This window comes from Mesorhizobium sp. M0062 (assembly GCF_040323125.1).
Lineage (GTDB): Bacteria > Pseudomonadota > Alphaproteobacteria > Rhizobiales > Rhizobiaceae > Mesorhizobium.
Genome location: NZ_JAMYUO010000034.1, coordinates 12,823 through 38,674, shown reverse-complemented (window position 1 = coordinate 38,674; position 25,852 = coordinate 12,823). Strand labels below are relative to the sequence as shown.

Annotated in this window: 26 protein-coding genes and 1 pseudogene; 7 read left to right on the top strand and 20 right to left on the bottom strand. The window is 63.3% G+C overall.

Annotation, left to right across the window (positions count from 1 at the left end; all coding sequences use genetic code 11):
• The first annotated feature begins 57 nt into the window (after window positions 1-57).
• Complete coding sequence (locus tag NKJ64_RS27740) at window positions 58-1,647, top strand: tetratricopeptide repeat-containing sulfotransferase family protein (RefSeq protein ID WP_352463659.1); 1,590 nt, start codon at window positions 58-60, stop codon at window positions 1,645-1,647.
• Window positions 1,648-1,694: 47 nt separating this feature from the next.
• Here NKJ64_RS27740 and NKJ64_RS27735 read toward each other — a convergent pair whose 3' ends face one another.
• From NKJ64_RS27735 to NKJ64_RS27725, 3 genes and pseudogenes are all read right to left on the bottom strand, one after another.
• Entirely contained in the window at window positions 1,695-1,991 is a 297-nt protein-coding gene (locus NKJ64_RS27735) for an addiction module antidote protein (protein ID WP_023672893.1), read from the bottom strand.
• Window positions 1,984-2,288, bottom strand: a pseudogene (locus NKJ64_RS27730) (type II toxin-antitoxin system RelE/ParE family toxin). Before NKJ64_RS27730 ends, NKJ64_RS27735 begins: the two are co-directional and overlap by 8 nt.
• A gap of 69 nt (window positions 2,289-2,357) precedes the next feature.
• Window positions 2,358-3,416 (bottom strand): D-TA family PLP-dependent enzyme, encoded by a 1,059-nt coding sequence (locus NKJ64_RS27725; RefSeq protein WP_023734205.1) that lies wholly within the window; start codon window positions 3,414-3,416, stop codon window positions 2,358-2,360.
• 150 nt (window positions 3,417-3,566) lie between these two features.
• On the opposite strand from NKJ64_RS27725, the gene NKJ64_RS27720 reads away from it, so the two are divergent.
• Window positions 3,567-4,253 (top strand): D-lyxose/D-mannose family sugar isomerase, encoded by a 687-nt coding sequence (locus NKJ64_RS27720; RefSeq protein ID WP_352463658.1) that lies wholly within the window; start codon window positions 3,567-3,569, stop codon window positions 4,251-4,253.
• A gap of 15 nt (window positions 4,254-4,268) precedes the next feature.
• On the opposite strand, the gene NKJ64_RS27715 is transcribed toward NKJ64_RS27720, so the two are convergent.
• The 8 genes from NKJ64_RS27715 to NKJ64_RS27680 all read right to left on the bottom strand — a co-directional run bounded on the left by NKJ64_RS27715 (window position 4,269) and on the right by NKJ64_RS27680 (window position 10,983).
• Complete coding sequence (locus NKJ64_RS27715; protein WP_023689648.1) at window positions 4,269-4,445, bottom strand: hypothetical protein; 177 nt, start codon at window positions 4,443-4,445, stop codon at window positions 4,269-4,271.
• Window positions 4,446-4,568: 123 nt separating this feature from the next.
• Complete coding sequence (locus NKJ64_RS27710) at window positions 4,569-5,003, bottom strand: hypothetical protein (protein ID WP_352463657.1); 435 nt, start codon at window positions 5,001-5,003, stop codon at window positions 4,569-4,571.
• Window positions 5,004-5,029: 26 nt separating this feature from the next.
• Window positions 5,030-5,896 (bottom strand): RDD family protein, encoded by an 867-nt coding sequence (locus NKJ64_RS27705; protein WP_352463656.1) that lies wholly within the window; start codon window positions 5,894-5,896, stop codon window positions 5,030-5,032.
• Window positions 5,883-6,902 carry a stage II sporulation protein M gene (locus NKJ64_RS27700; RefSeq protein ID WP_352463655.1) on the bottom strand — a complete coding sequence of 340 codons (1,020 nt, stop codon included), beginning with the start codon at window positions 6,900-6,902 and terminating at the stop codon, window positions 5,883-5,885. The genes NKJ64_RS27705 and NKJ64_RS27700 overlap by 14 nt, the downstream gene beginning before the upstream one ends.
• Window positions 6,899-8,209 (bottom strand): DUF58 domain-containing protein, encoded by a 1,311-nt coding sequence (locus NKJ64_RS27695; RefSeq protein WP_352463654.1) that lies wholly within the window; start codon window positions 8,207-8,209, stop codon window positions 6,899-6,901. The genes NKJ64_RS27700 and NKJ64_RS27695 overlap by 4 nt, the downstream gene beginning before the upstream one ends.
• Window positions 8,206-9,162, bottom strand: a complete 957-nt coding sequence (locus tag NKJ64_RS27690) for an AAA family ATPase (protein WP_352463653.1) — start codon at window positions 9,160-9,162, stop codon at window positions 8,206-8,208. The genes NKJ64_RS27695 and NKJ64_RS27690 overlap by 4 nt, the downstream gene beginning before the upstream one ends.
• Window positions 9,149-10,354, bottom strand: a complete 1,206-nt coding sequence (locus NKJ64_RS27685; protein ID WP_352463652.1) for a DUF4350 domain-containing protein — start codon at window positions 10,352-10,354, stop codon at window positions 9,149-9,151. Before NKJ64_RS27685 ends, NKJ64_RS27690 begins: the two co-directional genes overlap by 14 nt.
• A complete protein-coding gene (locus NKJ64_RS27680; RefSeq protein ID WP_352463651.1) occupies window positions 10,351-10,983 on the bottom strand; it encodes a DUF4129 domain-containing protein in 633 nt (210 codons plus the stop codon). The genes NKJ64_RS27685 and NKJ64_RS27680 overlap by 4 nt, the downstream gene beginning before the upstream one ends.
• Here NKJ64_RS27680 and NKJ64_RS27675 point away from each other — a divergent pair.
• The 4 genes from NKJ64_RS27675 (at window position 10,971) to NKJ64_RS27660 (ending at window position 13,636) form a co-directional block, all read left to right on the top strand.
• Window positions 10,971-11,915 (top strand): hypothetical protein, encoded by a 945-nt coding sequence (locus tag NKJ64_RS27675; RefSeq protein ID WP_352463650.1) that lies wholly within the window; start codon window positions 10,971-10,973, stop codon window positions 11,913-11,915. The two genes, NKJ64_RS27680 and NKJ64_RS27675, sit on opposite strands and share 13 nt — an antisense overlap.
• Window positions 11,916-12,233: 318 nt before the next feature.
• Window positions 12,234-12,854: a hypothetical protein gene (locus NKJ64_RS27670; RefSeq protein ID WP_352463649.1), complete on the top strand. Its 621-nt coding sequence runs from the start codon at window positions 12,234-12,236 to the stop codon at window positions 12,852-12,854.
• A 27-nt stretch (window positions 12,855-12,881) separates the two neighbouring features.
• Window positions 12,882-13,496, top strand: a complete 615-nt coding sequence (locus NKJ64_RS27665; protein ID WP_352463648.1) for a hypothetical protein — start codon at window positions 12,882-12,884, stop codon at window positions 13,494-13,496.
• Window positions 13,463-13,636, top strand: a complete 174-nt coding sequence (locus NKJ64_RS27660; RefSeq protein WP_156939255.1) for a hypothetical protein — start codon at window positions 13,463-13,465, stop codon at window positions 13,634-13,636. Before NKJ64_RS27665 ends, NKJ64_RS27660 begins: the two co-directional genes overlap by 34 nt.
• Before the next feature lie 245 nt (window positions 13,637-13,881).
• Here NKJ64_RS27660 and NKJ64_RS30570 read toward each other — a convergent pair whose 3' ends face one another.
• The 6 genes from NKJ64_RS30570 to NKJ64_RS27630 form a co-directional block, all read right to left on the bottom strand.
• Window positions 13,882-14,088 (bottom strand): hypothetical protein, encoded by a 207-nt coding sequence (locus NKJ64_RS30570; protein WP_502902891.1) that lies wholly within the window; start codon window positions 14,086-14,088, stop codon window positions 13,882-13,884.
• 426 nt (window positions 14,089-14,514) lie between these two features.
• Window positions 14,515-16,155, bottom strand: coding sequence for an ABC transporter substrate-binding protein (locus NKJ64_RS27650; protein WP_352463647.1), 1,641 nt, complete (start codon window positions 16,153-16,155; stop codon window positions 14,515-14,517).
• 271 nt (window positions 16,156-16,426) lie between these two features.
• A complete protein-coding gene (locus tag NKJ64_RS27645) occupies window positions 16,427-17,485 on the bottom strand; it encodes an alpha/beta hydrolase (RefSeq protein ID WP_352463646.1) in 1,059 nt (352 codons plus the stop codon).
• Window positions 17,486-17,488: 3 nt separating this feature from the next.
• Window positions 17,489-18,166 (bottom strand): isochorismatase family protein, encoded by a 678-nt coding sequence (locus NKJ64_RS27640; protein WP_352463645.1) that lies wholly within the window; start codon window positions 18,164-18,166, stop codon window positions 17,489-17,491.
• A 337-nt stretch (window positions 18,167-18,503) separates the two neighbouring features.
• A complete protein-coding gene (locus NKJ64_RS27635; protein WP_352463644.1) occupies window positions 18,504-19,808 on the bottom strand; it encodes a M24 family metallopeptidase in 1,305 nt (434 codons plus the stop codon).
• Window positions 19,809-20,133: 325 nt separating this feature from the next.
• Complete coding sequence (locus NKJ64_RS27630; protein ID WP_352463667.1) at window positions 20,134-21,030, bottom strand: GlxA family transcriptional regulator; 897 nt, start codon at window positions 21,028-21,030, stop codon at window positions 20,134-20,136.
• Window positions 21,031-21,213: 183 nt separating this feature from the next.
• Between NKJ64_RS27630 and msrC the strand changes: the two genes are divergently transcribed.
• Entirely contained in the window at window positions 21,214-21,711 is a 498-nt protein-coding gene (gene msrC, locus NKJ64_RS27625; protein ID WP_023730524.1) for a free L-methionine (R)-S-oxide reductase MsrC, read from the top strand.
• Here the strand turns inward: msrC and NKJ64_RS27620 are convergent.
• From NKJ64_RS27620 to NKJ64_RS27610, 3 genes are all read right to left on the bottom strand, one after another.
• Window positions 21,708-22,742 carry a YeiH family protein gene (locus NKJ64_RS27620; protein ID WP_502902892.1) on the bottom strand — a complete coding sequence of 345 codons (1,035 nt, stop codon included), beginning with the start codon at window positions 22,740-22,742 and terminating at the stop codon, window positions 21,708-21,710. The two genes, msrC and NKJ64_RS27620, sit on opposite strands and share 4 nt — an antisense overlap.
• 247 nt (window positions 22,743-22,989) lie before the next feature.
• A complete protein-coding gene (locus NKJ64_RS27615) occupies window positions 22,990-23,292 on the bottom strand; it encodes an autotransporter outer membrane beta-barrel domain-containing protein (protein WP_352463642.1) in 303 nt (100 codons plus the stop codon).
• The gene (locus NKJ64_RS27610; protein ID WP_352463641.1) at window positions 23,225-25,717 is read right to left on the bottom strand and encodes an autotransporter domain-containing protein; all 2,493 of its coding nucleotides are present in this window, start codon (window positions 25,715-25,717) and stop codon (window positions 23,225-23,227) included. The genes NKJ64_RS27615 and NKJ64_RS27610 overlap by 68 nt, the downstream gene beginning before the upstream one ends.
• Window positions 25,718-25,852 lie beyond the last annotated feature (135 nt).

Below are 25,852 nucleotides of genomic sequence, written 5' to 3'. Positions count from 1 at the left end.
ACCGGGATTTGACGGATGCCGCTCTTGCCACGCCGGCAACCCCTGGGCCTGCCGGCAATGATCCCAGCTTCGCTGCCGTCCGCCGGTGAACCGGCGGAAAAGACATTGCAGCGCGGCATCGACCTGCAACGGCGCAAGCGTTTTCGTGAGGCCGAGTTCTGCTACCAGACGGTGCTTCGCACGCAGCCCAAAAATGCCATGGCGCTGAACCTGATGGGCACGCTCGCCATCGAGGCCGAGCATCATGACGCCGCCATTGCCTATATGGAAAGGGCGGTCAAGCTCGAACCGGACAACGCCATCTTCCGCAACAATCTCGGCAACGCCTACAATGTCACCGGCAACGTCGACAAGGCGCGCAGACATCTGAGAAAGGCGATCGAGCTCGATGGAGGGCTCATCGAAGCGCTGTGCAATCTCGGCCGCTCCTACCGCAGCCAGCTCGAGGGCGACATTGCCGAAGGGTTCTATCGCCAGGCGCTGGCTATCGACGGCCAGTCGGTGATGGCACTTGCCGGTATGGGCGATTTGCTCACCGACATTGGCCGGCCGGCCGAGGCGGTCGAATGCTTCAGCAAGGCCCTTGCCATCGACCCGGGCCATGTCGAGGCGCTGGCTGGAATGGCGCTTGCGCGCCGGGCGGTCAAGGACGATCCGACGTTGCCTTTGGTGCTGAAACGCCTGGAATTGCCGACAACGACCGATCGCGAGCGGGTAGTGCTGCACCACGCCGCTGGCAAGATGCTCAATGATCAGCGCGAGTATAGCCCGGCCATCCGCCATTTCGCGAGGGCCAAGGCGATTTCCGGCAATGATTTCGACATCGACCGGCACACCCAGCTTTACGACAGCTTCATCGACACTTTCGACGCCGGCTTCTTCGAGGCGCGAGCCAATTTGGGAAATCCATCCAGACGCCCGGTCTTCATCGTCGGCATGCCACGGTCGGGAACGACGCTGACCGAGCAGATATGCGCCAGTCATCGCGATATCCATGGCGCCGGGGAGTTGTCGACCATTCGTTCACTTGCCGGCGAACTTGGGTTCGACAAGCTCGACCCAGCCATTTTCACCAAGGCCATGGCGGCGCTCACTGCAGCCAAGGCCAAGGAGCTTGGATCGAAATATCTCGACGATCTCAAAAAGCGCAACAACACGGTGCGGCTTGTCGTCGACAAGATGCCGCACAATTTCGAGCTGCTGGCCTTCATCAGCCTGATCTTGCCGAATGCCCGCATCATCCATTGCCGGCGTGACCCGATGGACAATTGCGCGTCCTGTTTCATGCATAATTTTTCCGAGGCGCACGGCTATAATGCCGATCTGACCAAGCTTGGGCAGTATTACCGGCAGTATGACCGCCTGATGCGCCATTGGACCAAGGTCATCCCGCTGAATATCCACGACATGCCCTACGAAGAAACGGTCGCCGATTTCGAAAATCGCGCCCGCGGATTGATCGGATTCCTCGGCGTTGAGTGGGACGATGCCTGCCTGCGTTTCAACGAGACCGAGCGCACCGTGCGGACGCCGAGCCGCTGGCAGGTGCGCCAGCCGATCTATTCATCCTCGGTCGAGCGCTGGAAGCTGTATGGCGACGCGCTGGATCCGCTGAAGGCGGCGCTGGGTCCGGTTTATCAGTCCTGATTTCAGTTGGCCCGAACAACCTCGCGCTCGACGCGCGCTGGCGTAGATTAGACCTGAGTTGCATCGTGCTTTGGGGCCAAATGAAAGCCGAATGCTTTCATGACCGCCAGTGTGGTTTCCAGCGTAGGATTACCGTTTTCGCTGAGCGAGGTATAAAGATGCTCGCGAGCCAAGCCGGTCTTTCTGGCAATGTTGCTCATCCCCTTGGCGCGGGCAACGACACCGAGGGCGGACGCGACGAATTTGGCGTCTCCGGTTTCCATTGCCTCTGCCAGAAACGCCTCGATTGCCGTATCGGAATCGAGCATTTCGGCGGGATCGAAATCATAGATTTTTTCAACCATTGTCGTCACTCCATTCTACGGCCAGGCGCTTTGCTGTCCGTATGTCGGTTTCTTGTGAACTTTTATCCCCGCCGCACAGGAGCAGGATGACCGTTTCACCGCGCTTGTGAAATAAACGCGATAGCCGGGCCCATAGTGAATGCGCAATTCACTGATGCCTTCACCCACTGGGGCCACGTCGCCGGGATTTCCTACAATCAAACGTTGCAGCCGAACGGCAATTGCCGCCTTGGCTCTTCCGTCTTTCAGCTTTTGGTGCCACCTCCGAAAGGTGGCTGTCTGCTTCAGGATTGCCATGGGGACTAGTAAGTTATAAATTACAATTCGTCAATGTCGAAATAGGGCGAGCCTCCAAAACGAAAAGCCTCACCCCATCCGCCCACGCGCTTCCACCTTCAGCGTTTCCAGCACCTTGTCACCGTCGATCAGATGCACCTGGTCGAACAGGTTGGTCACGACGCAGCAATGATCAGGCACCACGCGAACGCGTTCGCCGATGCGCAGGCTCGCGCCATTCGCAAGCGTGACCGTGCCATGTTCCTCGCTCAAGCTGGTGACGCGGGCGCCGGGCATGCCGAGCAGCTCGCCAAAATCGGCGAGCCCCAGCGTGTCGCTGGACAGCGCCTTGCTGCCGCTGTCCAGGATGGCGCGGGCCGGCGTCGGATGGCTGACCACGGTGGCGAGCACCGTCAGCGCACAATCGTCGAGCGTGCCGACGCCTTTGGCGACCTGATACCGGTCGAGGTAGATGTAGGTGCCGGGGCGATATTCGGTAACCAAGCTGTCCTCGCCGGAGCGCCACATATCCGGCGTGCCGCCGCTTGAAATGCGATCACAGGCGAGACCCGAGGCCGCGAGCGTTTGCTTGGCGCCGGCCAGCCAGGATTCGGCCTCGGCGGCGCGGCCGGCCGCGGGGTAGGTCATCAGCCCGCCGAAAGTGAGCCCCTTGGCTTGGTCGATCAACTTCGCCAGTGCCAGCGCCTCGGCGGCGCTCTGCACGCCGCAACGGCCCATGCCGGTGTCGCATTCGACCAGAACGGGCAGGGGGTGCCCGGTATCGGTGAAGGTGGCGGCGAGCCCATCCAGCGTTTCGAGGCTGTCCACGGTCACTGACAGTGTCACACGGCCATGCAGCGCCTTGAGGCGCTCCAGCTTGGCGCGGCCAAGGATGTTGTAGGGCAGAAAAATATCGGTCAGCCCGGCATCGGCCATCACTTCCGCCTCGCCGATCTTCTGGCAGGTGATGCCGACCGCGCCGGCCGCCATCTGCTTCTTCGCCCAATAAGGCAGCTTGTGCGTCTTGATGTGCGGCCTGAGTTTCAGCCCGTGGCGGTCGGCATGCGCCTGCGCTCGTGCGATGTTGGCTTCGGCGCGGGCCGCGTCGATGAGGATCGCCGGCGTGTCGAGGTCGTCTATGCCTTGCATGAAATATCACCCTGGGAAATCTGGCTGACTTATGGCCCCGATCCGCACGGATGTCATGGGGCCAGCACGCAGTTTGCGTCGACACCGCAGCGCTGTTCGGCTATGCGCTTCAGATAACTCCAGGGAACGCGACGCGAAGGGATCACAATCATGAAACGCTCCACCGTCAACGACATCATCCGCGATGCAGACGCCTTCATCCGCTCGTTCGGCTACATCATGCCGCCCTTCGCCTACTGGAGCCCGGAAGAGATGAAGGCGCGCAAGGCCGACTCCGCCGCGATTTTCAGCTCGCGGCTCGGTTGGGACATCACCGATTACGGCCAGGAAAAATTCGACGAACTCGGCCTGTTCCTGTTCACCGTTCGCAACGGCGTCTATGCCGACATGAAGAAGGGCATGGGCATGCTTTATGCCGAGAAGATCATGATCTCGCGCAAGGATCAGCTGTCGCCGATGCACCGCCACAACGTCAAGGCCGAGGACATCATCAACCGCGGCGGCGGTAAGCTCGTGCTTGAACTGTTCATGCACGATCGCGACGGCGGCATCGATCCGAAGGCCGAAGTGACGGTGCCGGTCGACGGCACCATCCACAGGCTGCCGGCAGGCGGGCTCCTGAAGCTCGACCCGGGCCAGAGCGTCACGCTGCTGCCCGGCGTCTGGCACGCCTTCTGGGCCGAGGGCAAGGATGTGCTGATCGGCGAGGTCTCGACCGTCAATGACGATCTCACCGACAACGTCTTCCGCGAACCGATCGGCCGCTTCTCCAACATCCACGAGGACGTTGCGCCGGTGCACCTGCTGGTGTCCGACTATGAAACGTGGGTGGGGTAGGCGGCCTCGCCGCTTTTACTTCGTTTGATTGAGAAGTGCGCCCAGCCTGCGCACTTCGGCGATCAGGCGAGGCATGTCCTGCCGCGCCGCAGCCATGAAATCCTGGTCTTCGGCCGTGGCGCTGGCCATTTCGATATCGTCGCCGCGATCCGCGCCTTCGTCGGTTTGAATGAAATTCGATCTGCTCAGCAAATCCCGACCCTCGACCCATGATTTCCATGGGCCGGGCTGAGCTGCGGCAGCACGCGCGCCTCCATTTCCTGGAGTTCGAGCTCGGATGGAGAGGTGTTCATGGTGACCGATTACTCGACGCTGTTAACGACAAAGCGAAATGCACTCTCGAACAGCACGCCCGAGATCCTCTGGCGTATCTGTTGAAGACAAGATCGTGTCCAGCGGCACGGCACTCTCTCTGTTGACTTTGGCATAGGGGGTAAGTGTGAATTTGTCGTCCCTTCCCTGGTCGACCGACATCTGACGGGATTTCTGAAGGAGGGAGTTGTACGACTTGAAGCCGAACCGCGAAGCCGAGCTGTCAAGAAGAACCGTGTGTACGATGTCGTCGGGCACATCGCTGGCATAAGCACCAAGCGCGTTGAGTGTTGCTAGACCGATCTCTTTGTCGGAGACCGAAGGTAGCTCGCCAATCAAAATGACGGGACCTGCGAACTTCTCCCAGCCGTCGCGGGTGGTAGCCATCGGAATTGCAAACACACTTTTATCAACTATGTTCAGGAAGCAATGTCTCATGTATCGACTCCCATCTGAGGCACAGCTCACCGCTGATACTTATCCGCCTTGCGGTTGCCCAACAGCAGCTTGCGTTCGAGCTGTGCCCGCAGCTCTCCGTAATAGGCGGTGAGGAAGGCCCTGGAATCGACGGCATCGACCATCATGCCGATCTTGCGCCCGATCGTCTCGGCCACCGCTTTCAGCGCGAAATAGTCGTCGCGGCGCAGCACCTCTTCCAGCTTGTGCAGTTCGGCGATGCCATAGGCGTCAAGCTGCGCCTGGGTGAAGCGGAATGCGCGGGTGGTGGTGTCCTGGCGTTGCGACAGGTCTTCGACCAGCGCCAGGTTCGGCGCCTCGACAACCCACGTTCCGGCCAAAAGGTCGCCGATGCGCATGCGGTCGCGGTTGAACAGCGGGAAGAGCGCAAACAGCAGCGTCCACACCAGTCCGAAGATCGTCGTCAGCGTGTCGGCGAGCCCCATCTCGCTGCGGCCGAGGATGATCGACAGCGGCAGGAAGATCTCGATCTCGCGCATCAGGTTGCGGGCAATGACCTGATCGACTGACAGGCCGGCGCCGCTGCGCGACGCCACCCGGATGCCGAGCATCCGTTTGCCGGGCGTGGCGGCGCGGCGGCCGGCTTCGAAGACGATGAAATAGGCGTTGCGCAGGAAGAAGATCAGGATGATCCAGACGATGAACAGCGGCTGCGCGCCTTCGCCTTTGAGGCCGGCCAGCCCGAACAGTGCAACGATCGAGATCACGATCGCCGTGACGATGATGATGACAAAGTCGAGCAGGAAGGCGGCGGCGCGGGTGCCGGCATCGGCGAGCTTGATCCGGAGATCGACCCCTTCCGGCGTGATCAGCGGCCGTATCGTCGAGACGGCAGCGCGCCTAGCGGTCGCCATGCCGCACCACCCTGAACACATAGAAATAGCAAAGCCACAGCGTCAGCATGACGCCGCCAATGGCATAGCGTGTCACGTCGCTGGTGATCACCTGCCTGCCGATGCCTTCGAGCAGGCCGGCAAACAAAAGCATGATCGTCACCCCGACCATGGTGGTTGCGGCCACGCGCCCGGCATCGGCTGCCGCCGTCATCCGCGTCAGTTCGCCGGGGAAGGCGATGCGCGTGCCGATGCGCATGCCGGCGGCGCCCGCCAAGGCGATCGCGAACATCTCGGTGGTGCCGTGGATGGACAGCCAGCCGCCCAGCTCCAGCCCGAGCCCCTTGGCGATGTAGATCTGGAACATCGCGCCAAGCAGGCAGCCATTCATCAGGATCAAGAGCACGCTCGGCACCGCGAAGGCAAAGCCCAGCGCGAAGGCCAGGATCGCCACCTGGACATTGTGCGTGAACAGATAGGCGGCGAAGCCCGACAGGAAATTGCTGTCGGCGCCGTCATAAAGCACCTGTCGCAGGACTTCGACTGAGGCATCCGGGTTGCGCCCGCCGGCCAAGCTCGGCGGAATGATGGCGTCGAACCAGCCCTTGTCTTTGGCCACCAGCCAGTAGCCGGCGCCGGCGCCGACAAAGGTCAGGACGACCGACAGCAAGGTCTCGCGCCACAAATCGCGAATTGCATGCGGCCAGTCATGCAGAAAGAAATCGCCGATGCGCTGCCGCAAGCCGCGACGCGCGCCATAGAGGTAGAAGTAGCCGCGCAGGCAAAGCGCTTCGAGATAGCTGACCAGCGCATTGTCGAGCGAGGTCGCCCGCGCCACCGAAAGCGAGGACAGCGCCGAGCGGTAGAGCAATGGCAGCGACAGCAGTTCGTCTTCCGATAGCGTGCGTGGCGCACGTTTCTCGACCCGGGCAAGCAGCGCCTCGAACGCCTTCCAGTCGGCCTCGCGCTCCGAACGGAAGCTCGCCAGCGACTGGCGCACCGCATCCTTGCCGACCAGCGCGTTCACAACAGATCCTCCCGCTTGAGCTCGAGATAGCGCTCGACCAGCGCCGGTCCGAGCCTCTGATGGTCGGCTTCGATGACATGCGCGCCGAGCAGCCTGAGCCTGCCGATGACGACCTGCCTTTCGCGCAGCAGCCCGCCGGCGACGACCGAGCGCGCCACATCCTCCGGTGCGTCCGGCGGCATGTCGGCCAGTGTCTCCAGTTCGACATCCTTCATCATCATGAACAGCACCAGATGCCGTTCGGTGAGCCGACCGACGGTGCGCAGCATCAGTTCGGCGCTGATCGGATCGACGAAGTCGGTGAAGATGATCACCAGCGAACGCCGGTCGAGCTTTGCTGCAAGGGTCGTCAACGCCAGGGTGAAATTGGTCTCTTCGGTGGAATAGTCGATCTCCGCCGCCCGCTTCTGGATCATGGCGAAGCTGGCGGAGCCGCGCACGGCGCCGCTGGAGACGCGCGGCCGCGCATCGAAGCCGAACAGGGAGACCATGTCGCCGCCCTTCAGCGCAATGAACGCCGACAGCAAGGCGGCGGTGACCGCGCGGTCGACCTTCGGCACGCCGTCGACGGGCTCGCACATCAGCCGGCCGCTATCGATGGCCAGCACGATGTTGTTGTTCTCCTCGATACGGAATTCGCGCGCCAGAAGCCTGCCGTGGCGGGCGCTGCGCTTCCAGTCGATCATGCGCCGGCCCATGCCGGGCTGGTAGTCCTTGAGCGCCTCGAATTCGCGGCCCTGGCCGGCGCGGCGCTGCGCATGTCCGTCGGGCAGCGCCTGGCGCTGCAGAAGCGTGATCGCCTCGTCGCGGGCGCTGCTGACGTTGGGCAGCACCGCCACCTTGCCGTCCATCGGCAGCACGACCTGGTTCCAGACCAAGCCGAACGGCCCGCGCCAGCGCACCCACAGACGGTCGAACCTGGCAATGCCGCGCCGCAGCGCCTGAAATCTGAGATCGAGCGATGCGCTGCCGGCCTCGGCGGTCAACGCGCCGCCGGTGCCGCCCAGCGGTTGCAGCCGCTCGTCATGGCCAAGACGCGCCTGCACGGCGCGCGGTCGTCCGCCGAGCCTGGCGGTGACATTGACGGTGAGCTGGCCGCCGACGCTGACCTGCGGCGGGGCGTGGATGCTGGCGTTCAGAGAAGCCCGTCCGCGCCCGGCGGCCGCGTCCACGGCCAGGAAAGCAAGCAGCGCGCAGATCCACAACAGGCCGAGATACCACATCGACGGCAGCGCGAGCGCGATCAGGAAGGCCGGTATTGCACCGGCCGCACCTGCCCAGACTGCCCGGCCGCTCGGATAAATCAACGTGGCGCTTCCGTCTGGTCTACAAGGTCGGTCACGATCTGTTCGACCAGGCGGCCGTCGATCTGCGCCGCCGGCGACAGGATAACGCGATGGCGCAGCGTCGGCACGGCAAGCGCCTTGACGTCGTCGGGGATGACATAGGCACGCCCGTCGAGCGCTGCCCGAGCCCGTGCAGCTCTCGCCAGCATGGCGCCCGCGCGCGGGCTGGCGCCGACCTCGAGGTCGGGGCTTTCGCGCGTGGCCCGCACCAGCCTGGCGATATAGTCGACGACATCATCGACCAGCGTAACCTCGCCGACGGTCGCCAACCCCTTTTCCAGCGTCTTGCGGTCGGCCTGGGCCTTGATGCCGTACTGCTTGATGTCGTGCGAGGCGGTGCCGCCGCCATGGTGGATGATGATCGCCTTTTCCTCTTCCGGGCCGGGGTAGCTCACCCGGTGCTTGAACAGGAAACGGTCGAGCTGGGCTTCGGGCAGGGGATAGACGCCCTGGTGCTCGATTGGGTTCTGCGTCGCGACCACCATGAAGTTCGGGCCGAGCGCATGGGTGGTGCCGTCGAAGGTGACGGCATGCTCCTGCATCGCCTCCAGCAGGGCTGCCTGGGTCTTCGGCGGCGTTCGGTTGATTTCGTCGGCGAGCAGCAGATCGCAGAAGATCGGGCCGCGCGTCAGCGTGAACTGCCCGGTCTGGAAATTGTAGATGTTGGAACCGACGATATCGCCGGGCATCAGGTCGGGCGTGAACTGGATCCTGCCATAGGCGACGCCCAGCGCCTGGGCAAAGCAGCGCGCCGTCATCGTCTTGGCCGTGCCCGGCGGTCCCTCGAGCAATATATGCCCGCCGGCGAACAATGCCGTGAGCATCAGATCGACCGTATCGTGTTGCCCGGTGATGGCCTTGGCCACCTCTTCCCTGATCTGTGTCGCCAGGGCCTTCACATCATCGACGTTCACCGAGCCTCCTTGCCGTCCAGTCGTGCAGCTTTTCGGCTGCATCATGCATTTGTGTCAGGGTCTTTGCCGCGTTCGCAGCTTGCAGGCGGGTCGTGAACCCGCCGGCTTCGTCCTTATCGCGGGAATCGAGCCAGCGGTCGAGCGCTTCGCCCTGCAAACCGTGCGGCGCGCCGAGCAGCGCGCCGGCGCGTACGCGTGCCAGTGCTCCATAGCGGTCGCCCAGTTCTTCCAGCCGGCCGGCGCGGCGCAACAGCATCGCCGTGGTGTCGACCAGCGCGCGTTTGCCGAAGGCGATGGCGCGCTGATCGGCCCGTGGCGGCCCGAACCGGCCAAGGCCATGCAGGAAGGCAAGTGCCGCCGCCGCCAGGATGGTCAGCGTCAGCGCCAGGAAGGGCGGCTCGACCAGAAGCTTGGCGAGATCGTATTTTCGCCCGACGCCATGCAGCGTCAGGTCGAACATGACAGCACCCTCTTCGGGCTGCAGGAGCTCGATCAGCTTGAGCGCCGCCGCCGCCCTGTCGGGATCTTTCAAGCCGGCGTTATTGATGAGATCGGGGTCCGTCAGAATGTAGAACCGCTCGTCTTCGACCTCGGTCAGCACGGCCGTGCCGTTGCCGGCGGCAATCAGCGGGTGTTCGTCGGCCACCCATTGCAACTGGTCGGGAACGCTGACCATTTGCCCTGAGACGTCGAGTTGCTTGACCGTGGTCTCACCTTCGCCGAGCTTGGCCTTGGCGATCCGGGCGAGCCAGTCGTTGACCACGACGTCCGGCAGCCGCTGGATCTTCATCTCCCAGCCTTCGTGCAAGGCCAGCGGCAAGGTCGCCCATTTGGGCAGAACGAACAGCGTATCCAGGCCCTTGCGAAGCTTGATGATGTTGGCGAGCGCATCTGGGTCGCTGTCGGGCGAAATCGTGACGATCAGCAGCATCTCGGTCTCGAGATCGCTGTCGGACCGCGCCATATCGGGCGCCTTGCCGGTCAGCTTCAGCCATTGCGCCAGGCCGGCATAGCCGATGCCGCTCTTCGACAGCGGCGTTGCGCCACCGGCGCTCGGCTGGCGAAAGTCGGGCGCATAGGTGGACAACAGGAAGAAGCCCGCGGCCGCGAGTAGGCTGGCGAAAATGCCCCAGAACAGCGTCCTGCGGCTGAACGGTTCCTGCTGGGCGATGTCGGCTGTCGCGTCACTCACGTCCAGGCATCCCTGAAGACGAATCGTTCATAGGCGCTGCGCGCCTCCTGCCAGCCTTCCGGCCCGACCGGCCGGCGCGCGAACAACGCTGCCTCGACGATGCGCGCGATCTGGGTAAAGGCGCTGCGCGCCCGCGTTGGCAGCGACGCCGCTCCCGCGATATCGCGCGCGGTCAGCGACGGGCGCAGGAAGTCGGGCAGGCGGCCGGCAATGTCGGCAACGCTGCGGCGCAGCAGGAGATGCACCGCCTCGTCATACTCGCCCCGGGCGGCCAGCGCATCGGCTTCCGACAGCAGGACCTGCGCGGCGCCCACGTCGGGGTGCCATGTCGCTTCCGCCTCGGTCACGCTCTTTTTGCGCCACCAGGGCAGGCGCCAGGCGACGCCTTTCACCTCAAGCAAAATCAGCAGCAGAATGATTGCGGCACCTGTGATCACGGCTCCCCAGAACAGATAGATCATGTACGGGCCGAGCGATTTCAGGAACTCGCCCAGCGGTCTTAGCCACTCGGGGGTCTCGGGTGGTCTGTAGGCCGGCAGGTCGAACTGGATCGAATCGTCCGACAGCAACTGCTTGTGCAGTTTGGCCAGCCATTCGGCTTGCGCAGCGTCCGGCTGTGCAGCAGTCACCTTTTCGCCCCCATGAACCTGCGGTTCGCGAGCCGACACTGGCAATGCAGCGTAACTTTTGCAAGTGGGCTAGACGCCAGTCGTTAATCTTGGCAAATTTACTACTGCGGCTGCCGGACAATATTCGGCGGTGGAACAGGGGGCGCATCATGACTTCGGCAACATTTGCACGGCCTGAGAAATTTCAGATCGGCAGGGTCTTCAACAACATCTTCTCCGTCATCGGCCGCAATGTCGGCCTTAGCGTCGGACTGGCACTGCTGTTTTCCGGTTTGCCGACGATCTTGCTCCAGCTGTGGACCGGCTCGCGCATGCAAGCGCTCCTGCAGGCCGATCCTGGCGCCGCGGCCGATCCCACTTTCGCCCTTCGCAATTCCTGGGTCACGTTCGTCGCCATTTTCATCAGCTCCATTTTCGCGCTGCTGCTTCAGTCGTCGCTTGTACGGGCCACGATCGAGGATTTGAACGGCAAGCGTCCGACCTTCGGCGACAGCCTGCAGATTGCCATTCGCTTTTTGCTGCCGACGCTGGCGATAGGTTTCCTCGTTGCCCTGGGGGCGGGCCTGGCCGCGATCGCCTTGATTGTGCCCGGCATCATCCTGTGGCTTGGCTGGTCGGTCTCGGTGCCGGTCCTGATCCAGGAGCGGCTCGGCGTGTTCGGTTCCATGTCGCGCAGCCGCGCCCTGACCAAGGGCAGCCGTTGGTCGCTGTTCGGCCTGTTCCTGGTCCTGATCATCATTGCCATGGTCATCCAGGGTGCAGTCGGCGTGGTTGTCTACCTGTTTCACGGCATCGCCGCGGCCATCGTCGCTGGGCTGGTGCAGAGCGTGATGTCGATGCTGCTGTCGGTCGCCGCCGCAGTCAGCTATGTCGAGCTGCGCCAGGTCAGGGAAGGCACAAGCGTCGACGAACTGGCCGAGATTTTCTCATAAGCAGACGGCTTTGCACTGCCTTGACCCGGCTGGGTCAAGGCAGTGCGGGGAGGAGGCATCATAACGTCACTGGCGCAGGACCGACCGGAAAAATTTCGCATCGGCAGGGTTTTCAGCAACAGCTTCGCGGTCATTGGCCGCAATCTGGGTTTCCTTGCTGTGGTTGTCGGACTTTTCTCGACACTGCCCGCACTGCTGTACAATCTCTGGAACCTGTCCCGGGTCGCTACATTGGTGAACGTCGACAGCGCCGGGAACGCCGCCGCTTTCGAGACGTCGGCCATGGGAGACTACTCGGGCTTATCGATAGTCGCTTCCTTGATCATTTTCGTTCTGGCCTTGCTGGTGCAAGCGGCGCTTGTCAGAGCGGCAATCGAGGATTTGAACGGCAAGCGGCCGGTCATCGGCGACTGCATCCAGATAGCATTGCGCAGCTTCTTGCCCACGCTGGGCATAGGCATTCTGATCATTGTCACTCTGGTGGTGGCTGTTTTTGTGATGGTTTTCATCGCCTGGGTCATTCCACCTATCGGGTGGCTGATCGGGCTTGCCCTGGCGTTTATCCCCGCTTTCATGTGGCTGATTTCCGTATCGGTTTCCGTGCCCATTGCGGTTCAGGAGCGGCTTGGCGTGTTCGGCTCGATATCGCGCAGCCGTGCCCTGACCAAAGGCAGCCGCTGGTCGATATTCTGGCTGCTGCTGATCATTGGCGTGGCGGCGATGCTCATCCAGGCGGTGTTCACTTTGTTTTTCGGACTGGCGGTCGCCACCACCGGCGGCATCACCGGCGTCGGTGTCCTGGTCGGAGCGCTCGGCAGCACTCTGGTGTCGACGATCTTTTCGACGATGCTGTCGGTGACCATTGCCGTCACCTATGTCGAACTGCGCCAGGTCAAGGAAGGCACCAGCGTCGACGAACTGGCGCAGATTTTTTCGTAACGGCACATCGACCGGGGTAGGGCAATCGTGACGTCGATGACGCCGGAGCAGCCAGGCAAATTTCGCATCGGCAGGGTTCTCCGCGATACGTTCGCGATTATCCGGCGCAATCCGGTGCTGTGCTTGGGAGTGGCGTTGTTCGTATACGCCTTGCCGGAGTTTGGATTTTCCTACTGGTTCTGGGTATCCGTTGCGTCGGTAGAGCCCGAATACTCGATGCGACGGTTGACGATCACGGCAATCTTCATGTTGGGCTTTTTTGTGCTGGGGGCATTCATGCAGGCGGCATTGACGCGAGCGGCCCTGATGGATCTGCGCGGCGAACGGCCGTCGGCACGCGATTGCATCAGAACAGCCTGTGCGCTTCTGCTACCGGCAAGCGCCGCCTCGATCCTGATCACATTCGCCTTCTGGCTGGGCCTGGTACTCATCATCGTTCCCGGACTGTTGCTGCTGGCGCGCTGGTCGGTCACGACGCCGGTAATTGTCGGTGAAGGGCGTGGCGTGTTCGCCAGCATGCAACGCAGCCGCGACCTGACCAAAGGCAGCCGCTGGCCGTTGCTGTGCATCTGGCTTGTCGTGCTCGTGCCTTCAATCACCGTGGATATTTGGGCGAACGCCTTCTTTTCTCATTTGGTCTGACACTGGGCTTTTTGCTCAACGCCCTGGTCGATACAGCCCAAGGCTTGGTGGTATCGATCGCCATCGTCGTCATGTATGTGGAGTTGCGACAGCTCAAGGAAGGCACCAGCATCGACGATCTGGCTGAGATTTTCTCGTGAGCGAACGTCGCCGATTTCGGTCGGTTGGCTGCCCTCTCAACGACAGCAGCTACGGTCCGCCTGCGGTCTCGTCCGGCACAGGCATGACGACGTGATCGCCACATTAGCCTTGGCCAGTGCTACGTCGAGCTTCTCCTGCACCCCCGGCAGTTCCACGCTCTCGCCGCGCCGCTTCAGACATTCCACCAACCCGTGCAGCGACCAGACATTGTCGGGGTGCTGGGCGCAGCGCTGGACCTTGCCGCTCAGGCCGAGGTCGTCGCGATAGACCTGCTCGGCCTCGTCAGTGTGGCCCTGGTCGAGGACCAGTGCCGCCAGCGCATGGCGCGGCGGTGCATCCAGGCCCAGGGCTCGGTGTAGGACAGATTGTCGTCGAGTTCGACGGATTGGCGCAGATGGGCGTAAGAGTCGTCATGCTGCCCCTGGTGGTAGGCCAACTCGCCATCGAGCAAGGCGGCGCCGACGGCTAGCGAGGCCCGTGCCGGGTTGCTGAGGAAGCGCCGCTCGGGCGCAATGCTCTCGACATGCCTGCGGAAATTTTCGCGCTCACGCTCGGCTGCCGCGAATTGCTTGAGCGTCGCATGGGTGCAGGATCGCAGGATGCGGCGCCGTGCCGGCTTCGCCCGAAAGCCGGATCGAGCGCTCGCATTCCGCCATGTCAGTACTGCTAAGGGAGACGGCCTAGAAAAAAGTTCCTACGCGATAGACCACATGATGTCGTTCTATCGTAACCCGTGGGAGCCCTATGAGGCTCGAGTTAGAGCGATTGACGAAAAGCACGAGGGGCTTCCTGTCTAACTAGCTTTTGGCGCAGGTAGTGGCGCGATCAAGCCGGCGCGGCTTTAAACGCAGCGCCGGCCACCTTAATCCTAGAACGATCACCCCTCCAGCCACACCTTCTCAAAATGCTGTTCCAGCGACTGGTGCTGTTCGCAGCCTTGCACGCCTTTGCGATAGGTGCGGTAGACCGAGCGCCAGTAGGGCTGGATGATGATGCCGGCATCGCGCAGATTCTGCTCGATCCTGGCCATGATCTCCTTGCGCTGGGCGGCGTCCGGCGTTGCCAGCGCCTTGTCGAGAAGTTCGTCGAACTCTTTGTTTGCATAAGCACTTTCGTTCCAGGCAGCGCCCGATTTGTAGGCGAGCGCCAGCACCTGGACGCCGAGCGGGCGGCCCAGCCATTCGGTTGTGGAGAAGGGGTATTTGCTCCAGTCGTTCCAGAAGGTCGCGGCCGGCAGCACGGTGCGCTTCATCTTCAGGCCGGCCTCGCGCATCTGCGCGGCGATCGCATCGCCGGTGCTCTTTTGCCATTCGACGTCGACCGAGATCAACTCGAATTCGTGGTCCGTCTTGCCGGCCTCGCCGAGTAATTTCTTGGCCTGTTCCGTGTCGCGCTTGGCCGGGCCGATATCGGCAAATTCCGGGTGCATCGGGCCGACATGGTGATTGTCGGCAGGCTTGCCGCGGCCGCCGAGGCCGAGCGCCAGCACGGCCGAATTGTCGACCGCAAGCTGGGCGGCGCGGCGCACCTTGACGTCGTCATAGGGCGCGTTGCCGACATTGAAGCGGGCAACGATGGTCGAGCCGGTGGCGATCTCGGAATTCAACAAGCCCATTTGCTCGGTCTGCGACACGGCGTCGGACGCGGTCTCGTGGTCGGTGTCGATTTCGCCGGATTCGAACGCCGACAGCATGGCGTTGGGGTCGGAGCCGTAATCGACCCATTTGATGCCGTCGAGGTAGAAGTCGCCCTTCCACCAGGGCTTGTCCTTGCGCTTCACCTCCGCACTGGGCTCGGCATTCCAGCTGACCAGTTCGCAGGGGCCGGTGGTGATCGCCAGCGCTTTCATCGGATCGTCGCCGCCCTCATAGGTGCGATGCATGATCAGCGCGGGATAGTCGGCCATGCCGGCGATCAGCGAAATGTCGGGTTTCGGCAGATTGAGCTTTACGGTGAAGTCGTCGACCTTCTCGATGCCGCCATCGACCGGCTTCTTGGTGTCGGCATTGACCAGCGCGCCCATGCGTGCGGCGACCGAATTGCCGGCGACGGAAGCATCGCACCAGCGGGTGAGATTGTGGATGACGTCGTCGGCGTTGAAGGTGTCGCCATTCGACCAGGCGATGCCCTTGCGCACATGCAGCGTCAGCGTCCTGGCGTCGTCGCTGGTTTCCCAGCTTTCGAGCAGCCACGGCTCGAAGGTGAAGTCGCGGTTCCAGCGCACCAGATATTCGTTGCAATGGCGCGCCACATTGGACATCTCGACGCCGTCGAAAGTACGTGGATCCTTGAAGCCCTTGACGTTCATGGCGACGCGCAAGGTGCCGCCGCGTTTCGGCTCTTCGGCCCGGGCAGGCGAAGGGGAAAGGCCGCCCAGCGCCAGCGCGCCGGCGGCACTGACGCCAAAGCCGGCCATGATGGCGAGATATTCGCGCCGGTTGACGCCGCCCTTCCTGAAATCATCGGCAACGGGCTTCGCCTGCGGGTGCAAATTGCGGTCGGTCAGCATGAATTTCATCGTCGTTCCCTCTTTTGTTGGGCGCCCCGACGGTCCGTCTCCGCTGGGGGCGGAGGCGACCATCGGGCGCGCCGTTGCCTGAGCAGGTGATGATAAAGCGGGCCGACCCAGGGAAATGTTCTCTTTTCCGCAATTCTTGTGCACTGCTCCGCAGAGGTAGACTGCCAATCTCCCCCCTTGTGGGGGAGATGTCCGGCAGGACAGAGGGGGGCGCTGTCCCGCCATCCCGTCTGCCGACTGGAGTATCTTCACAGATGATCGTTGCGCTGATTTAGGATATTGAAGGGCCGCGATCCTTCGCGCCCCCCTCTGGCCTGCCGGCCATCTCCCCCACGAGGGGGGAGATCAGCGCTTCGTCGTTCTTGCCGAGCACGGCGACGGCGGCGATGGCTGCAAGCGTGCACACGAACGCCTCGCCGGCGCGCGGAACATTTTTGCGGGCGCGCAGAAAACTGTGCACGAGGCGGTTCTCCTCATACCACCAGGCGCGGCCGCCTGCCGCAACGATGCGGTCGCGATAGGTCTCGCCGTCCGATGACAGCGGATCGCATTGGGCCGTGATGATGACAGTCGGCGGCAGGCCGGAGAAGTCATTGTCGCTCAGCGGCGAAAAAGTCGGGTCGTCGGGCGACTGTGCCGGGGCAGCGCGAATGGTGCGGTAGAACGCGATGTCGCGCAGTGTCAACAGCGGTGCCTCGGCATGTTCGACATAGGAGCCGGCACTCTCGTCGCCGCCGAGGCCGGGATAGATCAGCACCTGGCCGACCGCCCGGCGCAGGTGGCGGCGCGAGGCGTGCGCGACCGCGGCGGCAAGGTTGCCGCCGGCGCTTTCGCCGACAAGCACGATCGGCAGGTCCGTTGTCACCGCCGCCCATTCGAACACGGTCAGCGCGTCGTCGAAGGCGGCCGGGTGCGGATGCTCCGGCGCCAACCGGTAGTCGGCCGAGACGACGTCGAAACCGGTGCCGGCGCAGATCTCGGCGCAGATGTCGTCATGGCTGTCGAGCCCGCCAAGCACAAAGCCGCCGCCATGATAGTAGAGGATGACGGCGCGCACGGGCTTGCCCGCCATCCGGTAGTAGCGGATCGGGATGGCGTGTCCCTCATGGGCGGCGATGATGCCGTCGCTGGCCGAAACCCCCTTGGGATAACCCTGATGGAAGGCGCGGCACATCGCATCATAGACCGACCTTTGCTCGGCGATCGGAAGTTCGGCGATTTCTGGCGGGAACCAGTCATTGACTAGGTCGATATGCTCCCACAGCGCCGGGTCGAGCAGGGTGGCGTATTTCCCCCGCCTGGTGGTCTTGAGCTTGTGGACCGTGCCCATCTCTCAGAGCTCGCCGTAGAGACGTTCGGCGTTTTCAAAGGTGAAGCGCAGCGGCACCGAGCCCTCGACCCGCCATGCATCGACGGTGTCGCCCGCCATCAGCCGGCACGCGTCTATCGTGTTGGTGACGGCGCCGCCATAGAGCCGGTTGGCAAGGTTGAGGATGGCGGTCTGGTGCATGGCGGCACTGCCGCTGCCGCAGGCATCCTTGACCAGAAGCACACGAAAGCCGGATGCGACCGCGTCCTTGACGGTGGCGTCGATGCAGGCCTCGGTCCAGACGCCGGCGACGATCAGCCATTCGATGCCGCGCGCCTTGAGTTCGGTTGCGACAGGCCCGGCGCCGAAGGCGCTGGCCTGCGTCTTGACCAGCATCGTCTCGCCGGCCGCAGGCGCCACCTCATGGCAAATCTCGGTCAGCGGATCGGTCTTGTCGGAAAAGGCGGACTTGCCGTCGGCGTCGAGCGGATGGAACGGACGCGCTTTGGCGGTATCGACGACATAGGCCCAGTGATAGAGCGGCACGAAGTTGCGCCGCGCCGCCGCCTGCAGGCGCTGGACGTTGGCAAGCACCTCGCCAAAACCTTCGACCAGATAGCGCTTGTCCTGCCGATGCTCTTCCTGGAGGTCGATGAACGCCGCGGCGACCGCGCCGCGTTTGATCGAGATGGGGCTTTTCATGCGGATAGGCCTTGGTTCGCGACCAACGCCATTCCGTTCAGCGAAGTCGCGCAAACAGTGGTGATTGGCCGGTGCCTCCCCACCTTCGTCATCCACGGGCGAAGCAGGAGCGAAGCTCCGTCGCGGAGACCCGAGGATCCATGCCGTGACGCTGGTCGGAGAGTGCGGCGGAGCAGAACTTGCACCGTTGCGGCGCGGATGAGTCCCGGCATGGATCCTAGAGTCTGCGCCGCGTCGCTGCGCTCCTTGCTTCGCCCTAGGATGACGAAGGCATAGCTGCCGCGACTATTCCCGAAGGTTTGCGATACCGCGCTGACGTTAGTGAGTGACGCTGCGATCAAACCTGCTTCTCCAGAAATTCATCCTCGTAGGGAAAGCGCGACAGAAGCTCGGTGCCGGTGTCGGTGATCAGGATCTCGTCCTCCAGCTTGACGCCCTCGCGGCCGCCTTTCTCGCCGATATAGCTTTCCACGCTCACCACCATGCCGGGCACGACAACACCGTCGCGGCCGTAGGTTTCATAGTCCATGGCGTGCGCTATGAACGGCGTCTCGCCATGCATGCCGACGCCGTGCATCACCGAGGTATAGCGCTGGTCGACGAAACGGTCCGGGATTTTCCACGCCTTTTCGGCGATCTCGCGAAAAGCCATGCCCGGCCTGACGATCGAAATGTTGTGCTGAACCTGGTCGTGCGCCATGCGGTAGAGCGATTTCTGATAGCCGGTCGGCTTGCCCGGCCCGCAGCGGAAGGTGCGCGAAAAATCGGAATAATAGCCATAGCAGCCGATCGTATCGGTATCGAGCGCCAGAAGCTCGCCCGGCCGGATCTTGCGGCCGCTGGCCTCGTTGAACCACGGATTGGTGCGCTGGCCCGAGGTGAGGAGCCTCGTCTCGATGAACTCGCCGCCCTGGCGGATCACCTCGCCATACATGATGGCGAACAGCTCGTTTTCGGAGACGCCGGGTTTTATCGCCTCGCGCACGGCATAAACAGCGGCTTCCGCGCCGGCCATCGACACCTGCAGGCATTTGACCTCCTCAGGCGTCTTGACCGCGCGCACCGCCAAAATCTCGCCCTGGCAATCCTTGACCTCGCAGCCGCGCTTTTCCAGCGCCAGCGCCTGCAAATGGCTGCAGCGGTCGAGCCCGAGCTTCATCGAGCCGCCGCCGTGCTTCGTCAAAAGCTCGGCGATCTCGTCGGCGAAGGGACCAGCGGTTTCGTCGTCACGGCCCGACACCGAAGACCACACCAGCTTGGACGGCCGCGCCTCGTCGATCGTGTCGAGCACCATCGAGACATGGTAGCTCTGCGGGTACTCGAACAGCACGATCGGCCCGTCGGTCGGGATGAAGAAATACCGCGTCGAGTTGCGCAGGAAATAGCCGAACATGTTGCGCGAGCCGGTTGCGTAGCGCTGGTTGTAGGGGTCGAACAAAACGACGCCCCCATAGCCCGCCTCGCGCATCCAGCCGCGCAGCTTGGCCAGCCGGCCCTTGCGCAAGGCGTCGGCATCGATGAAGGACGGCTCGGTATCCGACAGCCACATGCCGCCGGCGGAGTCGGCCGCGACCGGGTGGCGCATGCGGTCCTTGAAATCCACATCCTCGGTGCTGTCGGGGTCGAAAACGACGATGCTCATTGGGTGCGCCTCCTGAAGGGCTAGACCATAGCCATGCGCCGAAAAATGTCTGTGCGAGAATCCGCAGATGTCGTGCGAAATGCCGCAAGAAGGGCATGGATACAAAGGGCAATGTTGCGATCCTTCGCGCCCCCCTCTGTCCTGCCGGACATCTCCCCCACAAGGAGGGAGATTAGCAGCTTTCGCGTCCCGCTCGCCCTGCAACGTTGGTGATTGGCGAAAGCCGAGGCGACATCTGATCTCCCCCCGTGTGGGGGAGATGTCCGGCAGGACAGAGGGGGGCGCTGTCCCGCCAGCATCTCACCGCGTTAGCGCGCAGCGCCCTCTAATGCCGCCGCATCGCCTTCGGCGCGTGCCCATGCTCCTCGCGAAACGCTCGGGCAAAACTTGACATGGACGCGAAGCCGCAGGCCAGCGCCACATCTCGCACCATCAGCGTCGAATGGGCCAACAGGTCGGCGGCGCGCCGCAGCCGGAGCCGCCGGTAATATCCATTGGGCGAAATGCTGAGCTGGGCGCGGAAATTGCGCTCCAACTTGTCGGAGGAGACGCCGAGCCTTGCCGCCAGTTCCGTCATGCCAAGCCGCTCCTCGACCGCATCCTCCATGATGGCGATGGCCGACAGCACCAGTTCGTTCTGGACGCCGGTGCGCAGCCTGAGCGGCATCAGCTTGCGGTCGACGCTCGAGCGCAAGGGGCTGTGCACGAACCATTCGGCAACGCCCGCCGCGAGCTCGCCGCCATAATCGTTGGTGATGATCTCCAGCATCATGTCGAGGCTGCCGACGCCGCCGGCCGAGGTGAAGCGCTTGCGGTCGATGACATAGAGGTCGCGCCGAAGCTCGATATCCGGGAAGGCCTCGGTGAATGCCGCCTGGCTGGTCCAGTGCAAGGTGCAGGCATGGCCGTCGAGCAGGCCGGCCCTGGCGAGGAAGAAGGCGGCGTCGGCCACTGCGCCTATGTGAGCGCCGGCGCGCAGGCTCTTGCGCATCCAGGCAACCGCATCGTCGGCGACAAGCAGGTCCGCATTGCCGCCCGAGCAGACGACGATGCGGTCGACCTTCGGCGCGCCGGAGGCCGAGAACCCCGGTTGTATGACAACCCCATTGGACGCCTCGGCCGTGCCCTGGTCGGCGCCGACGATCACCCAGCGGTAACAATCGCGCTTGGCCAGCACGTTGGCGGCGCGCAATGGCTCGATCACCGAACTGAACGCCATCATCGGAAAGCCGGGAAAGACCAGCACGGCGAAGGTGAGGGGACCTTCGCTCGCTGCGGGTTGCGCCCGGTCGTGTGTTTGGCTGGCACGGTCGGTATTCACAATTGTGTATTTCCTGGGAGCGTCATTGGTGGCAGACAGGAAATGTAGCGGGCTTTTTGGCCCGCCGGCAATGGAGACGACGCCATGTTTGCGGCCCAGACCATCGACAGCACCGACAAGCCGGCCTTCTACCGCGAACTGGCCACCCAGTTGAAGGCGCTGCTGGAAGGCGAGAGCGACTCCGTCGCCAACGCCGCCAACACATCGGCGCTGATCTTCCAGATGGTGCCCGATCTCAACTGGGCCGGCTTCTATTTCCTGGCGTCCGACGAGGAGCTGGTGCTTGGACCGTTCCAGGGCAAGCCGGCCTGCGTGCGCATCGCCGTCGGCAAGGGCGTGTGCGGCACCGCGATCGATCTCGAAATGTCGATGCTGGTCAAGGATGTGCACGAGTTTGCCGGCCACATCGCCTGCGACGCCGACTCGCGCTCGGAACTCGTCGTGCTGCTGAGGGACAGTGACGGCGTCTTCGGCCTGATCGACCTCGACAGCCCGACGCCCGGCCGCTTCGACAAGGACGACCAGGCCGGCATCGAGGCGCTTGCCGCGATCTATGTCGCGGCGAGTTCGTTCGAGGACTAAGCGAACTTCACCAGCATCAGGCTGAAGCAGCCGATGAACAGGAAGGCGCAGGAGGCGAGCGCCAGCGGGCGAAGGCCGCGCGAGCGCAGCTGCGAAATGTTGGCCTGCAGACCCATGGCGGCGAGCCCCATGGTCAGCATGATGGTGGTGGCGAACGCCATGGCCGACTTCACTTCGGCCGGCACGGCAACCAGGCTGTTCAGCGCCACGACGGCGACGAAAGCGGCGACGAACCACGGTATCGGCGGCCGCGCACCGGATTGGCTGCTTGGGCGATCGCCATTGCTCTTGCGGCGCGTCATCAGGCCGAGCGCGATCACCATCGGCGCCAGCATGGCGACGCGGGTCAGCTTGGCGACGGTGGCGATTTCGCCGGACTGGGCGCCGTTCTGGAAGCCGGCGCCGATGACCTGCGCCACCTCGTGGATCGAGGCGCCGGCCCACAGGCCGAATGCGTGCTGGTCGAGGCCGAGCACCGGCGCCAGCAGCGGAAAGCCGAGCATGGCGACGGTGCCGAACAGCGTTATCGAGGCGACGGCATAAGTGACGTCCTCGTCGCGCGCATCGGTGACGATGTTGGTGGCAACGATCGCCGAAGCGCCGCAGATCGAGGTGCCTGCGGCAATCAGTTGCGCCAGCTTGGCGTCGACGCCGAGCAGCCGGCCAAGCGTGATGGTGAAGACGAAGGTGGCGCCAAGGGTGGCTGCCACGATGCCGACGCCGCCCGCGCCGATGGAGGCGACCTGGCCAAGCGTCAGCTGGAAGCCGAGCAGCACGACGGCAAAGCGCAGCAGGCGCTTCTGCGAGAAGGCAATGCCGGCCTTGGCGTGGGCGGGGGTGCCGAGCACGTTGGAATAGATCATGCCGGCGACGACGGCGAGGATCATCGGGCTGAACAGCGCGAAGCCGGAGACATTATGGGCCGAGAAGGCCACCCCCGTGATCATCGCCACCAGCACGGTCCCGGGGATGACGCCATTCCACATGGAATCGAGCCGCTTCCGGCCCACGGCCAGGTCGGCGGAAATCATGCTGATCGGAATATCGTTCGCTAGCTGGGCGGCGGAAGACAATGCAATTCTCCAGGCAAGTACCTCAGGAGAATGTCATTCCAGAATCGATCTTTCCAACGAATTGTTCTTGTTGGAATGATCGATTTTTGTGAACGTTTAGGGCGGCCGAGGTCAGAATGAGAAAGAGCGGCCGGGCGAAACCTGGAGCCGCCCTAGATCATGATGAATTCCCTCACGATCTAACCCCACTTTTTGGGATCATGCCCTAGTATTTCATCCCAATTCGCGCGGCGATCGTATGGTCCTGGCTGTCGCCGTTGCTGCCGACCGCGGTGCTGTAGTTCAGCCCGAAGGCAATACCGCCGATTTGCGCATCGACGCCGAGCCCGATTGACAAATAGTCGTTGGAAAAGGCATCTGCGTTCAGCGCGTAGGGCGTGGTGCCGATATCGGCATAGCCGAGGCTGACGCGGCTGGAGCCGGCAAAGTCGTGCGTATACTCAAAGCGCGCGCGCGGTGTGAGCAGACCCCCAGCTGGTAGGAATGTTGTTCTCGATGCGCAGGCCAAGGGTGCCCGACAGCGTGTCGACGGTCTGCTTGCCGAAGGTCAGATTATAGATGTCGCCACCCGTCTCGGTGAAGCCGTCAAGCGTGGAGTGGGACCCCGACAGACGTCCATAGGGTGATATCAGAGAGTCCGGCCGGCGAAATTCGTAGCCCGCCGTCAGCGACCCGAAGACCTGGCTTCCGTCGCGCGTTCCAGACGCGAAATCGCCGGTATCGGTCACATAGCGCTCACTGTCGAAATTGAGGGCGCCATAGCCGGCAAGGCCATCGACAAAAAAATCTGGCGCCGGGCGGTAGCTGCTATAGGCGGCGACCGAGATGGCATGGGCGCGGCTTTCGGTGCCGTTGCTCCCGACGTCGGTGACGTCATGGCCATAGCCAAACCCGAGACCGGCGGTGAAGGTCGGGGAAAAGCGGTAGTCGGCACCGACGCTCACGCCGACCAGCGTATGGTCGAGCTTGATGGCTCCATCGTCATCGGTGCCGAAATTGACGTAGCCGCCGCTCCAGAAGGCCAGTTCGCCAAATGGGTTCTCGGCCGGCAGTGACGACGTCTGGGTGTCCACGTCCGTGCCAGTTGAAGACTGTCCGGTCTTGATCGGCGACGCGCCGGTCGAAGTCCTGTCCTGCTTTGCGTTGGCGTTGGGCTGAATGCGCTCCGGATTGGGCGCTCCGTAAGTGGACTGCGACGATGCCGTGGCGATTGCGGCGAGCGCCGGATCGTTCGCCGCATTCTGCTGCTGAGCGTATGCGTCGGGATTGTCCGACGATTGCTGGACGGCAACGCTGAGGCCTATCGAATTGTGGCGCTGGTCGCCCTCATTGTGGAGCTGTTCCAGCCTCTGTCCAAATCCCTGGATCTGAATGTCGGCGAAGTGCTTTGCCGCCTCCACCTGTGCCCGAATCAGGCCGATCACTTCCGGATCGCGGGAGGGGTCGGGCCGTGCCGTGACGTTGATGGTCACGGTTGCCGGAGGTGACGTTCCGTCGGCATTCGAGAGCGTGTAGGTCAGGCTGGTTGTGCCGGCAAAGGTGGCTGCCGCGGCAAACTGCAGGATATAAGCGCCGCCATCGGGCACAATGGAAGCCGTGCCCGCTTCGCTCGGCGGCGGCGAGGCAATCGTGGCGCTGGTAAACGGCCCATTCGTAGCCCCTTGCGTCAGGTCGAGGGACCCGGTCGTTCCGGCCATCACGTCCAGCGTGTGGTCCTGTGCCGACGGCAAGTGGATCTCGACGACCACAGTGTAGTCACGTTGGCCGGTAAAGCCGTTGCTGTCCGTGGCCCGCACCGTAAAATCGTAATTGGCCGCGACAGTGGGTGTGCCAGCCAGTGTACCCCCAGGCGAGAGTGCGAGGCCGGGAGGCACCGAGCCGGAAACCACGGTGAAGGTGTAGGGTGCGGCGCCGCCATTGGGGCTGCTTGCGGTGATGGTCTGGCTGTACGGCGTGCCAATATGTGCATTCGGCAATGTTGCCGGCGAAAACTCCACCGTCACCGTGGTGCAGGACAGGACAAGATTGGTCACGTCGGCTCCCGCCACCGTGCCCGAGGCCGTCGTGACCGTGCATGTCTGGTCGGCCGGCTTGGCAGTAACCTCAACGCTCCAGTTGGAGCCGGTCAGCAGGCCATCCGCAAAGGCAAAGGTGGTATCGCCGACATTCACGTCCCTGGTTTGCGTCCCTGCCGGCGAGCTTGATGTCAATTTCAAACTCACCGTCCCGGTCTGACCGCTCGCCGTGCCGCTGATCACATAGAGCGGCTCATCAAAACAGATCAATGCGGACCCATCGCCTGAATTGACGCCTTCCGCCACCGCAACCGATTGCAGCGAGCCGGCATCCGATGATCCGCCGCCGCCGCCGCCGCCGGCGCCGTTCCAGTTCTGCTGGCACGAGGTCGTGCCGACGCCTGCGCCGCCACCACCGCCGCCGACAGTAGCCCCGCCACCGCCGCCACCAGCATATCCGGCACCCAGGAAAGACCCTGAGAAATTTCGTGCAGTTCCGCCTTGGCCATTTGTCTGACCGGCCGTGCCAGGAAAACTATCGCACCCAGCGCCGATCGCGCCACCGGCACCTACAGTGCCACCTTCACCGCCAAAGGGGCCAAGGCCGCCCGAAACATCGGTTCCTGCCGAGCCGGATCCCCCGCTCTTGCCACCGGCGCCACCAGCTATCGAATTTGTAGTGTGCCAGCCCCCGTTGCCACCGCCGCCACCGCCGCCAGCAATTGCCAGGCGGGTTCCGCCCAGCCGCAGGTCGGTCGCCCCGCCACCATTACCGCCGTCGGGAGTACCGCTCGCGCCACCGGGATTGACCGCGAGCGAGCCACGGCCGCCAACGCCGACAGAAAGGATGTCACCCGGCGCGACAGTCAAGGAACCGCTCACCTGGCCGCCGAGCCCGCCGGCGCCGCCTGGGCTCAATGGGCTGCCCCCGATGGTGCCGGCGCCGCTCTTGCCAACCCCGCCTTGCGCTCCCTTGAGATATACTGTGGCGGAATGGGTGTTGCCAGGAACCGAGATGGACTGGTCGCCGCCAGTAAAGCTAAAAGCATGAGC